The organism is Ruegeria sp. HKCCA5463 (assembly GCF_013034175.1).
Classification (GTDB): domain Bacteria; phylum Pseudomonadota; class Alphaproteobacteria; order Rhodobacterales; family Rhodobacteraceae; genus Ruegeria.
The window spans coordinates 19856-34543 of the sequence record NZ_WQFL01000003.1 but is presented as its reverse complement, the minus strand read 5'-3'; the positions used below and the strand labels follow the sequence as shown (position 1 = coordinate 34543).

Below are 14688 nucleotides of genomic sequence, written 5' to 3'. Positions count from 1 at the left end.
ACAGCCACACACGACATAGACCGTTTGCGAAACGCGACTAGCCCAGAACCGAGAAACTGCTTTCCTCATTGATCGGGCGTTTGCGCGAGTAGAAGCCCACGTCGATTGTCCGCTTGATATATGGCAATTCGAACTGCAACGGTTTCGCGTCGTGATCAGCCCCGTTTTCACAGTAGTCGATCAATGCCGCCATCATCTTGCCCGCAATCGGCGCGTTCTTGTATTGGTTTCCGCTTGAACCACAGGCCATGTAGAACCCCGGCAGGCTGGACTTGTCATAGATCGGAATCCAGTCGGTAGACGCATCATACAGGTCAACCACACCCCGCGTTTTTGATGGAATGCCAAGGCTGGGCACACGCTGCGCATACCGCATGGCCTGCGTGGTCCATTGATCGGTGAATTCACGATTGTAGTTCACATCGTCCTCGCACCACTGATGCGGATCACATTCCGGATCCTCAGATCCGACAAGGATGTGATTGCCGTGTTCCGGCCGGCAATAGCAGGCAATGTCACTGTCCGAAACGATGGTTCCGTCGTGTTCAAAATCGAACCCTTCAGGGGCTGGAACGTGCACGACCTCTTGCCGCAAGGGCCGGGTTTTGATGGTCATATCGTCCAGAACGCCGGCCATCTTGTTGATGATGGACGAACCAGGTCCTGCCACATTGACCACAACCTTGGCGTGGATTTCCTCGCCCGAAGCCAGCTTGACGCCGGAAACGCGCCCGCCCTCGGTCAGGATTTCCGTGACTTCAGCGCCGGTACGCACCTCTGCCCCATGCAGTTTCGCGGCATCCATCAGGTTCTGGGCCGACAGGGCCGGGTCGGTGACATATCCCGCCTGAGGCCAGTACACACCGCCCGTCATTCTGCGCCCGTTGGGTTGGCCGAATTCAGGGTCGTCCATTCGTCGTGCGGGAGCAAAGCTGTCCAGCGAATAGACTGGCAAGCGTTCCAGCACTTTTTCACCTGACCATTCCTCGAACGGGCAATCCAGCTCGGACGAATTGCGCATGTGCTTTTCCAGCATCCCGTTCGCCTCGGTTTTCATGACCAGACAGCCGGTTTCGCGGAACTGCGCAAGGTTGGCGTCTTCCGGCAAGCCAAGATACGCGGCCCAGTCGCGCCAGTAGTGGTAGCCTTCCCAGGCAAGCGCGGTTCCATCGAATGTGGAATAATGCATCCGGATAATTGCGCACGACCCCGCGGTAGAACCGTGCCCGACCTGAGAATTCCGGTCCAACGACAGTGTTTTCCATCCCGCCTTGGACATCTCGAACGCAATGGCCGCGCCGATCACGCCGGTTCCGATGATGATTGCGTCTGGTTGGCTCATGTCTGGTTTCCTTTCCAAAAGCGCAGGGAATACTCGCTGAATTCTTCAACTTCCTCGGGTTTCGGCTCGACACCTGTGAAGGCGTAGAGGTAATGCGGCACCATCGACAGCCGCATTTCGATAGGTTCATTCAATTGCGCCAGATCATAACCGATCTGCATGTAATACAGCACGCGCGCCCGGGTTTCGGCTTCGATCTCGGAATAGCCGTAGCGGGCGAACATGGCGTGCAGCGCTTCCAGCCTGCGGGCGTCCGACTGGTCCAGAATACGCCGCACCTTGCCTGATTTTCGCGCCCAGTCACGTACGGCAAAATCCAGCGCAGTATCGAACAGATCGGTGTTCACCACGCACCGATGAACGTTGCAGACGGCCGCCGTTATCGTCTCGGCTGGTGCTTCGGCCTGCGCGACCAAGGCGGCGGTGTTGGTGGCCTGCCAGCGCGCCAGCAATGCATCCAGCAACTCTTGCCGGGATTTGAAGTACCAATAGAACGACGACCGCGATACTGCCATCCGTTCGGCCAGGTTCAGGACCTTGATCTGGTCCACCCCGTCCGAAATCAGCACATCCATCGCCACGTTCAGCCAGTCGTCGCGCGTGACCTTGATGTTGCCGATCAATGGTTCGGCCTCGGGGTCATCGCGATGAAGGATCGGTTTCGGGCTCATTCAACTCTCCGGTGGGGCACCGCCCTCGGCGGTACGACGGGCAATGAACTCATGTAAATCACCTGTCCGATCATTGTCGACAGCGGGCGCCCGGAAGTCGTTCAAAATGCCTTTCCAAACATCCGTTGCCCGATGGTTCGCGTCCACCGACCCGCGTTCGGCCCAGGTGCCGAAATTGGCGTAGTCATGGACATGCGGTTGATAGAACTCAGTATTATAGCGCTCCATCGTCTGGCTTGATGCAAAGAAGTGGCCACTGGGTTCAACCTCACTCAATGCAGTTTCAAACCCAATCTCGGACGGCCCCGCCTGCGCACCTGCGCACAGTTCGGCGACCATGTTCAGCACTTCCGCATCGCAGACCAGCTTTTCGAAGGAAACCGTCAACCCGCCCTCCAACCAGCCTGCGGAGTGGATGATCACCGTTGCCCCGGCCATCAGGCATCCCCAAAGGCCAAACTGGTTCTCGTTCGCGGCCTGCACGTCGTTGATGTTTGACGCCGATCCGGCAGCCGAACGCCAGGGCAAACCAAGATGCCGCGCCAGTTGACCGGCAGCCAGCGATGCCTGAAAGTGCGACGGCGTCCCAAAGGCGGGCGCGCCGGACTTCATGTCCACGTTACTGGTGAACGTGCCATAGCAGACCGGAGCACCAGGATTGGCAAGTTGGGTCAAAGTCAGCGCGGCAAGGGCCTCGGCATGAGACAAGGTGATCGCCCCGGCCACGGTGATCGGTGCCATCGCGCCCATCAGGGTAAAGGGTGTGATGATCGACATCTGACCGTGGCGGGCGAAGTCGATCAGACCTTGCGCCATGGGGATATCCAACGTGCGCGGGCTGTTGGTGTTGATGATGGTGTAGCAGTGGGCATGGCCCCGGAACGCATCATCCGAAAGACCGCGGGCCGTGGTCAGCATCTCAAAGCAGTCCATCACCTGCGGGGTTCCACGCGAAAAGAAGAACGGAAACTTGTCTGTCAGTTCCATCTGCGCCCGAGTCGTGAAGTAATGACGCAGATGGGTCGGCACATCCTGCGGCTCGACCTGTGGCGAGATCATCTGGAACACGTCGAAATGATGGGTGAGCTTGAGGAACTCCAGATAATCCTGACCCGTCGCCGGGCGCCGACCGCGTTCAAGATCGGTGGCATTCGGGGCGCCGGCTCCGGGCTGGAAAACCACAGAGCCCAATTCCAGCGTGAAATCGCGACGCCGGGCACCGGCGCGACAGCCGATGGATTTGGGCGCTGAAGCGACTGCGGCTTCAACCATCTCGCGCCCGATAAAGACCATCTCACTGTCTTCATCCACCCGCGCGCCACCCTGTTTGAACAGTTTCCGCGCCTCGGGAAGCAGGGTCTTCACCCCCAAATCTTCCAGAGTCCGCAACGCGGTGTCATGCATGTCCGCGATTTGGTCGGCCGGGAACACTTCCATCAATGGAAAAGGATTCCTGAGCTGGCGATAGTTCACATCGCGACCGGGCTGCGGGGCGGCTTCAGCCCCCCGCCCCCGCCGTCGGCGTCCGCGCTCCGCAGCAGTCATGATCAGCCTCGCATCGCTTTGCCCTGAGGATCATAAGGCGACGGCGCAATCACGCGCGCCGGACGTTCAACGCCCACCACATGGACGGACAGTTCCGTGCCCGGTTCCGCCTTGTCCCGATCGATCAGGGCCATCGCCAAAGACTTGCCGATATAGTGCCCGTAGCCGCCCGAGGTTACGAAGCCAACGCGCTCGCCATTGGCCCAGACCGGTTCGTATCCGCTGGCATCTGCATCCAGTGCATCAATTTCCAGTGTCGCCTGAATTTGCGCGGGGCCGTTGCCGTCACGTTCGGCAAGCGCGCCCGCCTTTCCAACAAAGTCCTTGTCCCAGTCGATCCAGCGATCCATTCCTGTCATGCCCGGTGTATAGGCCTGCGTGAACTCTGCCGACCAGATGCCAAAGCTCTTCTCGAGCCGTGTTGACAGCATCGCGTTGAAGCCGCATTCGCGGATACCTTCCCCGGCCCCCGCTTCCAGCAGGATGCGGCGCAGCTTGATGTGGTCGCCATAGCGGCAGTTGATCTCGTACCCTTTTTCTCCGGTCACCGACATGCGGGCGACGCGGGCGCACACGAGGCCGATATCGAAATCGCCGCAACCCATGAACTTCAAGCCCGAGATATCCTGTTCCGCCAGTTTTTCCACAACCGCCTGTGACTTCGGCCCGACCACGGCAAAGCCGCAATATTCCTCGCCCAAATCACGGATATTGACGCCATCCATCATGTGATCGTCGAACCAGCGCATATGCCAGGCCCGCAGGTAATAGCTGCCCATGATCCACCAGGTCCCGTCGCCCCAGTTCAGCACCGTCAGATCGCCCTTCAGCCGCCCATCCTCACCCAACATCGGGGCCAGTTTCGCACGACCCGGGCCGGGGAGCTTGGAGGCCATTACCATATCCAGCCAGGCTTCTGCGTTCGGACCGGAAACCTCGAACCGAGAAAAGCCCGAAATATCCAGCAAGCCCGCACCTTCGCGGATCACTTTGCATTCCTCGGCCACGATGTCATGCGCGTTCGAACGCTTGAGCGTCGGCGTTTCCTCGAACCCTTTCGGCGCGAAATAAAGCGGTACTTCAAGATCCCAGCTGACGCCCCATTTGCAACCCGCCTCGGTCATTGCATCATGCGCCGGTGCCATTTTCAGCGGCCGTCCGGCGGGCAGTTGCTCGTTCGGATAGGTCATCACGAAGCGGCGGGAATAGAACTGCCCGGTCGTCTCGCGGATATAGCGCTTGTTCTGGGCATAGTCGCCATAGCGCGCCACATCCATCGGCCAGGCGTCGGCCTCGGGCTCGCCATGGATCATCCATTCGGCCAGCGTCTTGCCGACGCCGCCGCCTTGCAGAAACCCGGCCATCACCGCGCAGGCGGTCCAATAGCCGCGCTTGCCCGGGACCGGACCGACCAGAGGGTTGCCGTCGGGCGAGAAGGTGAACGCGCCGTTCACCCATGTCTTGATGCCCACATTCTGGATCGCCGGATAGCGTTCGAAGCCCAGCGTCAGTTCGTTTTCGATACGGTCCAGCTGCTCCTTGAACAGCTCCTCGCCATAATTCCACGGCGCGCCGTCCATGGCCCAGTGTTCGTGATCGACCTCGTAGATGCCGACCAGAACGCCCTTCTGGTCCTGCCGCATGTAGGTGAAGCCTTCCAGATCCACGGTCATCGGCATCTCGAAATCGGCCGCAGCGACCTCGGGCACCGTGTCGGTGATCAGATAGTGGTGTTTCAGCGGCGAGACCGGCAGTTCGACCCCTGCCATGCGCCCCACCTGCTTAGCCCACAGGCCGGCGGCATTGACCACATGTTCGCAGGTGATCGTGCCCCGGTCGGTCACCACTTGCCAGCCATCGGCGGTCTGGATCAGTTCCTCGACCTTGGTTTCCTCATAGTATTCCGCCCCGCGCTTTTTTGCGGCGGTGGCATAGGCCTGCACGGTGCCGGTGGTGTCGATATACCCCTCTCGGTCGGCCCACATCGCGCCCAGAATGCCATCGGTGGACATGATCGGGCAGCGTTTCTGCGCCTCTTCCGGGCTCAGCAATTCACAATCGTCAATGCCGATGGACTGGAAGATACGGTAATTGGCCTGCAACCACTCCCACCGCTCGGGGGTTCCCGCCAGCGTCAGACCACCGGTCATGTGCAGGCCGATATTCTGGCCTGATTCCTTCTCGATCTCGCTGAGCAGATCAATCGTATAGGCCTGCAAAGACGCCATGTTCGGATCGGCATTCAAAGCATGAATGCCTCCCGCTGCGTGCCAGGACGACCCAGACGCCAGCCGCCGCCGCTCCAACATGACGACATCCGACCAGCCAAACTTGGCCAGGTGATACAGAACCGAGGCCCCGACAACGCCTCCTCCGATGACCACGACGCGATATTGGGATTTCATCCCGACCTCCCCTGAACAGAATCTGAGGAGACGCTAGTGGCACTGTTCACATCTGTCTAGACATTTCTGTACAGTGCCGATCACAACGCAACACGGCACGGTTCGGCAGGTTTACAGACTTGCGCTTGGACGAGATTGGATGGCTCGAAACCACGCCAGGGTGGCCGCGTTGTCTTCCGGGATACGCATCTTGATGACGCGGGCGAAATCGACAAAAACGAAAGCCGAGATATCCGCCAGGGAAAACACGTCACTGGCCACAAAAGGGCTTTCCGTCAGACGTGATTCCAGCATTTCAAAGAAGGATGCCACACGCTCGCGCCCGCGCTGTGCAAGTTCGGGAATCTGCGCATGATTGGAAGGGCCTGGAATGGCGCGATCCTTGAAGGCAGGATGTCCATTGCGCAGAGCCTCGGCAATCGGTGCCCCGCCCTGATGTTCGACGATCGCGTTCCACATCAGAACCAATCCTTTTTCTTCGGGGGTTCGGCCCATCAAAGGCGGTTCGGGAAACCGTGCCTCCAGAAATGCCGCAATGCCCAGATTTTCTGTCAGAACGGTTCCGTCATCCGTTACCAGAACCGGGATCGTGGCCCGTGGGTTCACGGCGCGAAAGGCTTCGCTCAATTGTTCACCTTTCGCAATCGAGACCTCATGCGTTTCGATATCCAATCCTTTTTCGGCAATGAACATCCGCGCACGACGGGGGTTTGGAGCAGTGGAGCAATCGTAAAAAATCATGCCGTTACTCCTTTTCGGTCAGCGGCGATATATGAAACAGCGCCCTTCGACGGCGCCTTCGGGCAACGGCATCTCGGTCAGCCCTTCGAAATACATCCGATCACTTGAGACCATCAGCCCGCCCGGAGCAAGCAAAGGCTCGATGAGCGGAGATACAAACCGCGCGAATTTGTCATTCTTTTCGCGATTGTGCCCACCAAGATCCGCGTGGATCAGGCTGGCTGACGCGCCGAACCGCTCAACCGATGCAGGCAGGGTATCCCGCACATCGCCCAGAATCACGTGATCTTCGGGCGGGGTCGAGTCGGGGTGCGAAGCCACCGCGCGTTCGAACACATAGACCGGGCGGCCATCCATGTGCTGCACAAGATGGTGATACGTACGCCCGTTGCCCAAACCCAATTCGAACACCGGACCTGTCATGCCCGCAGTTTGCCGGATTGCGTAATCCAGACAAGCGCGCTGTGACACCATGCGATCGATGAACAGATCCAGACGGCTTTGATTCTCGGACACCGGAAAATATCTCCTTGATACCATTCGAGAGCATAAATGCGCCCGATGCCGTCCTTGATGGCAAAATCTCAAGACTTTGTGTAGCGACGAAGCCCGTAGTTTCACGATTTCGCGACATTTCGGCCCAAGAACGGGTTTGACTAGACGGGCGGAACCGCGCGACACTGAACAAAAAATCACGGGGAGTTGAAGTAACCGATGTCATCGAACGGTCAAACGGGTGGAAAACCCGCATGAGCGCGTTGTTGTCCGTAAGAGACCTCAGCATCGGCTTTGGTACGGGCAATTCCGTGGTCACGGATGTGAACTTCGATGTCCAAGCCGGACAGACGCTTGCCCTTGTCGGAGAATCGGGATCGGGAAAAACAATCACATGCCGCGCAGCCTTACGTATCCTGCCCCGCACGGCGCAGATTCGAAGCGGCACGATTACCCTGAACGATTCCAAGGGCATGTGCGAGCTCACCACGGTTTCCGAACGTGAGCTGCGCGACATCCGCGGCAATCGGGTTTCAATGATCTTTCAGGAGCCCATGAGATCGCTGTCCCCGCTGCACAAGATTGGCAATCAGGTCAGCGAGGTTTTGTGGCTACATCGTGGGCTGTCCGAGTCCGCGGCACGCAAAAAGGTCCTGACGCAATTCGAACGCGTCGGGTTCCCTGATCCACAGCGCGCCTATGACTCCTACCCTTTCGAGTTGTCCGGCGGTATGCGCCAACGTGCCATGATCGCCATGGCCATGGTGTCAAAACCAGAATTGCTGATCGCGGACGAACCGACCACCGCACTGGATGTGACCACGCAGGCGCAGGTTCTGGGCCTGATCAAGGAATTGCAGCGTGAAACCGGCATGGCGCTCATTCTGGTGACTCATGATCTGGGTGTCGTCGCCAACATGGCCGAGCAGGTCGTCGTCATGCACAAGGGACGTATCATGGAGGCCGGCCCTGCCGCCCCGATCCTGACCGCGCCCGCACACCCGTACACCAAGCAGCTTTTTGATGCCGCGCCGGAAATACCGGACCAGGATGCGGTGGGTATACCGATGCCCGACACGGATCTGATCCTTCAGATGAAGGATGTGTCCAAGACCTACACCATGCGGTCCAGCAAAGGATGGCAGTCCGACAAAGCAATCTATGCCTGCCGAGGAGTCGACCTGAATCTGGCGCGCGGCAAGACTTTGGCAATTGTCGGTGAAAGCGGATCGGGAAAGACGACGGCGGCCCGCATCGCCCTGGGGGCTGAATTGCCCGACCCCGGTGGTGAAGTCCTGTTTCGTACCGCCCCCGATGCCGACCCGATCACGGTGCACAACATGACCCGAGCCCAGCGCACAGCGTTTCAGCGCAAGGCACAGATGGTTTTTCAGGACCCTTACAGTTCGCTCAGCCCCCGGATGCGCATTCAGGACGCCATGACCGAACCACTGGAAATCCACCGCATCGGCACAACAGCCGAACAACGTGACAAGGCCGCCGAGATGTTGCAGCGCGTCGGCCTGACGGGTGATATGCTCAAACGCTATCCGCACGCGTTTTCCGGCGGGCAGCGACAGCGCCTTTCCGTGGCCCGCGCCATGATGCTGGACCCGCAGTTGATCGTGTGCGACGAACCGACCTCGGCATTGGATGTATCTGTTCAGGAACAAATCCTGACCTTGCTGGAAAACCTGCAGGACAGCCTGAATCTGTCCTACCTGTTCATCTCACATGATCTGGCCGTTGTCGCACGGATCGCTGACGAAGTTGCCGTCATGCGGCGGGGTCTGATCGTCGAACAGGCACCGCCCGAAACTCTTTTCTACAATCCGCGCCATCCATACACCAAGGCGCTGATTGCCGCTCAACCCGAACCCGACATCAATCGCCCGATTGACCTTCAATTGGTTTCTCTGGGTGCCGGCGCGCCGGACAGTTGGGATGAAGCCTTTCGTTTCTCGGACACCGTGATACCCTCACTGGTGGAATTGGAACCGGGCCATAAGGTACGTTGCCATGTTTAATACCATTCGCCCTCTGCTGCTGGCTGCTATGCTGGCGTTTTCAGGGATCCTGCCCGCGGCGGCAGATACAATCCCAACACCTCAGGAAAGCGCCTTCTGGAGCGCAGAGGTTGAAAGCGGCAATCTTCCGCCAGTGCAGGAGCGTTTGCCCAAGGACCCTCTGATTGTGGATCTGGCCGCAAAAGGAAGAGAATTCGGGAAACCGGGTGGCACTCTGCGCACCATGGTCACGCGATCCAAAGACATCCGGCAGATGGTTGTCTACGGCTATGCAAGGCTGGTCGGGTTCAACCAAGATTACGAATTGGTACCCGACCTGCTGGCCTCGTATGAAAACGAGGGCAATCGCAAATTTACCCTGAAACTGCGCGAAGGGCACAAGTGGTCGGACGGCTCACCCTTTACCTCGGAAGACTTCCGCTATTGGTGGGAAGACGTCGCCAACAACGAGTTGCTCAGCCCGTCAGGCCCGCCCGATTTTCTGATCGTCGAAGGCAAATTGCCCACGGTCACGTTTCCTGACGAGACCACAGTGATCTTCGAATGGGACGACCCGAACCCGAACTTCCTGCAATCTCTGGCACAAGCACGACCACCATTTATTTACCGGCCGGCCGCTTTTCTGAAACAGTATCACGAGAAATACGCGGACGCGGAAGAGCTTGCCTTTCAGGTTGAAGATGCCCGGGTCAAAAGCTGGGCGGCGCTGCACAACAAGCTGGATAATCTTTACAAGTTCGACAACCACGAACTTCCCACGTTGCAGCCATGGCTGAACGCCAGCTCGGGCAAGAAAATCCGTCACAACTTTGTGCGCAACCCCTATTATCACCGCATCGACAGCAAGGGGGTGCAACTTCCCTATATTGACGTGGTCGAGATGGAGATCGTCGCCCCCGGCCTTGTTGCCGCCAAGACCAACGCCGGTGAAAGCGACCTGCAAGGCCGTGGCCTTGCCTTCCGAGACGCGTCGATCCTCAAGAAAGGCGAAGCACAAGGCGGATACAAAACGCTGTTGTGGAAAACCGGCGTGGCCTCGCAGATCGCGATCTACCCGAACCTGAACTTTTCTGATGATGTCTGGCGCGATGTACTGAGGGACGTTCGCGTGCGGCGCGCCTTGTCGCTGGCCATCGACCGGCAGACCATCAACCAGGCGCTTTACTTCAAACTCGCACACCCCGCCGCGAACTCGGTTCTTCCCGCCTCGCCCTTCTACAGCGAAGAAAACGCTGCGGCCTGGGCGCAATACGATGTTGATCAGGCCAATGCGCTTTTGGATGAGGCTGGTCTGGATCAGCGCGACAAGAACGGCATTCGCCTGTTGCCTGACGGTCGCCCAATGGAGCTGGTAATCGAAACCGCAGGTGAGCGGCAGGAAGTCGAAAACGCGCTTCAGATCGTGACCGATACCTGGCGTGAAATCGGTGTCAAACTGGTCATGCGCCCGCTGGACAGGGACATCCTGCGCAACCGCGTTTTCGCGGGCAATTCCATGGCGTCCGTCTGGTTCGGTTGGGATGACGGTATTCCGCAGGCGCATACGTCCCCGGCTTATCTGGCCCCAACAGATCAGGTGTTCCTGGCCTGGCCAAAATGGGGGCAGCACTATCAGACCGGTGGCGAAGCGGGTGAAGCCCCCGACATGCCAGAGGCGCAGCGCCTGATGGAATTGGAGCATGAATGGCAAATCGCCACGACCGATGAAGAACGCGCGGCTGTCTGGACCGAGATGTTGAAAATCCATGCCGATCAGGTCTATGCCATCGGCATCCTGAACGGCGCCCCCCAGCCCATTGTGGTGTCAAACCGCCTGCGAAATGTTCCGGAACAGGCTATGTGGGCCTGGGAACCCGGTGCACATTTCGGCATTCACCGCCCGGACGAGTTCTTTTTCGCCGATTGAGCAGGAGCAGCTAAATGATCATGCTGCGCTACGTGGTGTATCGCTTTTTCACGATGCTGCTGACTTTGTTGGTGGTCTCGGTTCTGGTTTTTGTAATCATCAACCTTCCGCCCGGCGACTATCTGAGCAACCAGATCGCTGAACTTCAGGCCTCGGGCCAGTCGGCAGGTGTCGCAAAGGCAGAGTTCCTGCGCGCTGAATACGCTCTGGACCGTCCGATGTGGGAACAATACCTGATCTGGATGGGATTCTGGCCCGGACCGCACGGGTTTTCGGGGTTGATCCAGGGCAATTACGGGTGGTCCTTTGAATTCGACCGTCCCGTTTCCGAAATCGTCGGCGACACGCTTTGGTTGACGGTCGTGGTCAATCTGGCTGCGATCCTGTTTGTTTATGCCGTCGCATTGCCGCTGGGCGTTATCGCCGCCGCGCGGTCCCGGACATGGATCGACTATACCTCGGCCTTCGTAGGATATCTGGGGCTGGCAACGCCGAACTTTTTGCTGGCGCTGATCCTGTTCTACTATGGCCACCAGTATTTCAACCTGCCGATCGGGGGCTTGATGGATCCGAGTTTCGAAGGCCAGCCGATGAGTTGGGAGAAACTGAAATCCATCCTCATCCACCTGATCGTACCGACCTTCGTCATCGGCACTTCAGGCGCATCGGCGATGATGCAGCGTCTGCGCGCGAACATGCTGGACGAACTCGGCAAACCCTATGTGGAAACCGCCATCGCGAAGGGCATGGCCCCGTCACGGATGCTGACCAAGTATCCCCTGCGGGTGGCCTTCAACCCCTTTGTCGCCGATATCGGCAACCTGCTGCCGTCGATGGTGTCCGGCTCGGTTCTGGTATCGGTCGTTCTGGGCCTGCAAACCATTGGCCCTACACTGCTGACTGCCTTGAAGACGCAGGATCAGTTCCTGTCCGCGTTCATCCTGATGTTCGTCGCCCTGCTGACGCTTATCGGCACGATGATTTCTGATATCCTGCTGGTGATGCTGGATCCGCGCATTCGGTATGAGGGGCGCGAGGCATGACTGATCGTCCTGACAACCGCTATGTCGATGATGCGCCGTTTGATCCGCAGGCCTCGATTCAGCAGCTGGAACGCGCCGATCTGGATGCCCCCAACTGGGTTCTGGTCTGGCGCAAGTTCAAAACCCACAAGCTGGGCCTGATCTCGGGCATCTTCCTGCTGTTTTGTTATCTAATGCTGCCCTTTGCCGGGTTTATTGCGCCTTACGGGCCAAATGACCGAAACGGGGAGCACCTGTACGCGCCACCACAATCGGTGAACTGGTTTCACGAGGGTGAGTTTATCGGCCCACATGTCTATCCGATCGTCGCCGAGGCGGACCTTGAAACCTTCCAATGGAAGTTTGTCCCCGACACGGAAGACCCGCGCCCGATCCGGTTCTTCTGCGAAGGCTCTGAATACAATCTGGCCGGTTTCATACCGTCGGACACGCATCTGTTCTGCCCGCCAGAGGGGACAACGCTGTTCCTGTGGGGATCCGACCGTCTGGGCCGAGACATCTTCAGCCGAATTCTCTATGGCGCGCAGCTGTCTTTGACAGTGGGTCTGATCGGTATCTCGGTGTCCTTCTTTCTTGGCATCCTGTTCGGTTCGATGGCCGGCTATTTCGGCGGGCGTATCGACTGGACCATCAACCGCGTCATCGAAATCCTGCGTTCGTTGCCGGAACTGCCGCTGTGGCTGGCCCTTTCCGCCGCCGTGCCTTCGAACTGGAGCCCGGTCGCGGTGTTCTTCATCATTTCGATCATTCTGGGCATCCTCGACTGGCCGGGTTTGGCGCGCTCGGTTCGGGCGAAGTTCCTGTCTTTGCGGGAAGAGGAATATGTCAGAGCCGCCGAGATGATGGGGGCAAGTTCTGGCCGTGTGATCCGCAAGCACCTGCTGCCCAACTTCATGTCGCACCTGATTGCATCGGCCACATTGTCGATCCCTGCCATGATCCTGGGGGAAACGGCGCTCAGTTTTCTTGGCCTCGGCCTGCGCGCACCCGCAGTCAGTTGGGGCGTGATGCTGAATGACGCGCAGAACCTCGCGTCGATCGAGATCTATCCCTGGACGGCAATCCCGATGCTGCCGATCATTGTCGTGGTATTGGCGTTCAACTTCCTTGGTGACGGGCTGCGCGACAGTCTCGACCCCTATCAGCAATGAGTCTGCTGGCCACGCTTCCCGCTGCCGGCAGCTATCACAGGGTCGGTGCCGGTGTTCTGCCAAGCGCCTTTGCCGTTTCCGAACTGGCCACCGCCAGTTTCGCAGCCGTGGGGCGGGAAATGGCCCGGCTGATCCAGGCGATCAACCTGTCCACGAACGCACCCGAAGTCTCGATCGATCATCGGCTGGCATCTCTGTGGTTCGGCTATTCCTTCAAACCGGAAGGTTGGGACATGCCCAGTTTGTGGGATGCGGTCGCGGGCGACTACAAAGCCGCTGATGGCTGGATCAGGCTGCACACAAACCTGCCCCGCCATCGCTCTGCCGCGTTGAAAGTCCTTGCCACCCAGCCAGAGCGTGAAGCCGTGGCAAAAGCCGTCAGGTCTTGGTCAGTATCGGATCTGGAAACGGCGGTTGTTGCCGAAGGTGGGGTGGCCGCTGCCATGCGCAGCCGGACGGAATGGCTTGATCACCCACAAGGCCGCGCCGTGTCGCGCGACCCTTTGATCGGATGGCAGGGACCGCGCTATGTCAATCTGCGCGACAGACCTCGGGCCACCGCTGACCGGCCTCTGGCCGGGTTGCGGGTGCTGGATCTGACGCGCGTTCTGGCCGGCCCGGTTTCTACCCGAACGCTTGCAGGGTTCGGAGCCGAGGTCTTGCGCATCGATCCGCCTGGCTGGGATGAACCGGGGGTGATCCCCGACATATCGCTGGGAAAGCGCTGCGCCTATCTTGATCTGAAATCCGAAACCGGCCTTGAACGATTGCATGGGTTGCTGGCTCAAGCGGATGTGTTCGTACACGGGTATCGACCCGGCGCGCTGGAGGCACTGGGTCTGACCCGGGCCAAACGTGACGAGCTGGCTCCGAACCGGATCGAAGTCACGCTGGATGCCTATGGCTGGCAAGGTCCATGGTCGACCCGGCGCGGGTTTGACAGCCTTGTCCAGATGAGCGCGGGTATCGCCCATGCCGGGATGGAGTGGGCGAACGCGGACAAGCCGACCCCGTTGCCGGTTCAAGCTCTGGACCACGCGACCGGCTATCTGATGGCGGCTGCCGTCCTGTCCGCACTGGCCGAGGCCGCATCAGGCAATTCCATCATGCACGCGCATCTCTCTCTGGCGCGCACCGCCGAACTTCTGGCCGTGCTCGGCAAAGACGAAGCACAATCCGCGCCCATCACCCCGGCAACAACGGATTTCGGCACGGCGACGGAGGCGTCCGGCTGGGGGCCGGGCCATCGCCTCAACCCTGCGCTGAGGGTCGGCGAAGCGACGATGCGCTGGGATTTGCCTGCGTCGAAACTGGGCAGTTCAGAACCTGTCTGGCCGCTCGACGCCAACTGACCATCCGGTA

At 59.2% G+C, this 14688-nt stretch carries 11 protein-coding genes; 5 read left to right on the top strand and 6 right to left on the bottom strand.

Annotation, left to right across the window (positions count from 1 at the left end; translation table 11 throughout):
- Positions 1 to 37 precede the first annotated feature (37 nt).
- The 6 genes from GOW09_RS08365 to GOW09_RS08340 all read right to left on the bottom strand — a co-directional run bounded on the left by GOW09_RS08365 (position 38) and on the right by GOW09_RS08340 (position 7244).
- Positions 38 to 1342: an FAD-binding oxidoreductase gene (locus GOW09_RS08365; RefSeq protein ID WP_171117344.1), complete on the bottom strand. Its 1305-nt coding sequence runs from the start codon at positions 1340 to 1342 to the stop codon at positions 38 to 40.
- Entirely contained in the window at positions 1339 to 2013 is a 675-nt protein-coding gene (locus GOW09_RS08360) for a TetR/AcrR family transcriptional regulator (protein ID WP_171117343.1), read from the bottom strand. Before GOW09_RS08360 ends, GOW09_RS08365 begins: the two co-directional genes overlap by 4 nt.
- Positions 2014 to 3558, bottom strand: coding sequence for a trimethylamine methyltransferase family protein (locus GOW09_RS08355; RefSeq protein WP_171117340.1), 1545 nt, complete (start codon positions 3556 to 3558; stop codon positions 2014 to 2016). It abuts the gene before it with no gap.
- Between the two features lie 2 nt (positions 3559 to 3560).
- On the bottom strand, positions 3561 to 5963 hold the full coding sequence (locus GOW09_RS08350; RefSeq protein ID WP_171117338.1) for an FAD-dependent oxidoreductase: 2403 nt from the start codon (positions 5961 to 5963) through the stop codon (positions 3561 to 3563).
- A 111-nt stretch (positions 5964 to 6074) separates the two neighbouring features.
- The gene (locus GOW09_RS08345) at positions 6075 to 6704 is read right to left on the bottom strand and encodes a glutathione S-transferase family protein (protein WP_171117336.1); all 630 of its coding nucleotides are present in this window, start codon (positions 6702 to 6704) and stop codon (positions 6075 to 6077) included.
- Positions 6705 to 6722: 18 nt separating this feature from the next.
- Complete coding sequence (locus GOW09_RS08340) at positions 6723 to 7244, bottom strand: class I SAM-dependent methyltransferase (RefSeq protein WP_171117334.1); 522 nt, start codon at positions 7242 to 7244, stop codon at positions 6723 to 6725.
- 209 nt (positions 7245 to 7453) lie between these two features.
- Here GOW09_RS08340 and GOW09_RS08335 point away from each other — a divergent pair, with 209 nt between their 5' ends.
- The 5 genes from GOW09_RS08335 to GOW09_RS08315 are packed head-to-tail and all read left to right on the top strand — an operon-like array spanning position 7454 to position 14678.
- The gene (locus GOW09_RS08335; protein WP_171117332.1) at positions 7454 to 9226 is read left to right on the top strand and encodes an ABC transporter ATP-binding protein; all 1773 of its coding nucleotides are present in this window, start codon (positions 7454 to 7456) and stop codon (positions 9224 to 9226) included.
- Entirely contained in the window at positions 9219 to 11132 is a 1914-nt protein-coding gene (locus GOW09_RS08330) for an ABC transporter substrate-binding protein (RefSeq protein WP_171117330.1), read from the top strand. Before GOW09_RS08335 ends, GOW09_RS08330 begins: the two co-directional genes overlap by 8 nt.
- A 14-nt stretch (positions 11133 to 11146) precedes the next feature.
- The gene (locus GOW09_RS08325) at positions 11147 to 12175 is read left to right on the top strand and encodes an ABC transporter permease (RefSeq protein ID WP_152457137.1); all 1029 of its coding nucleotides are present in this window, start codon (positions 11147 to 11149) and stop codon (positions 12173 to 12175) included.
- Positions 12172 to 13326, top strand: a complete 1155-nt coding sequence (locus tag GOW09_RS08320; protein ID WP_171117328.1) for an ABC transporter permease — start codon at positions 12172 to 12174, stop codon at positions 13324 to 13326. The genes GOW09_RS08325 and GOW09_RS08320 overlap by 4 nt, the downstream gene beginning before the upstream one ends.
- Positions 13323 to 14678 carry a CoA transferase gene (locus tag GOW09_RS08315; protein WP_171117326.1) on the top strand — a complete coding sequence of 452 codons (1356 nt, stop codon included), beginning with the start codon at positions 13323 to 13325 and terminating at the stop codon, positions 14676 to 14678. The genes GOW09_RS08320 and GOW09_RS08315 overlap by 4 nt, the downstream gene beginning before the upstream one ends.
- Positions 14679 to 14688 lie beyond the last annotated feature (10 nt).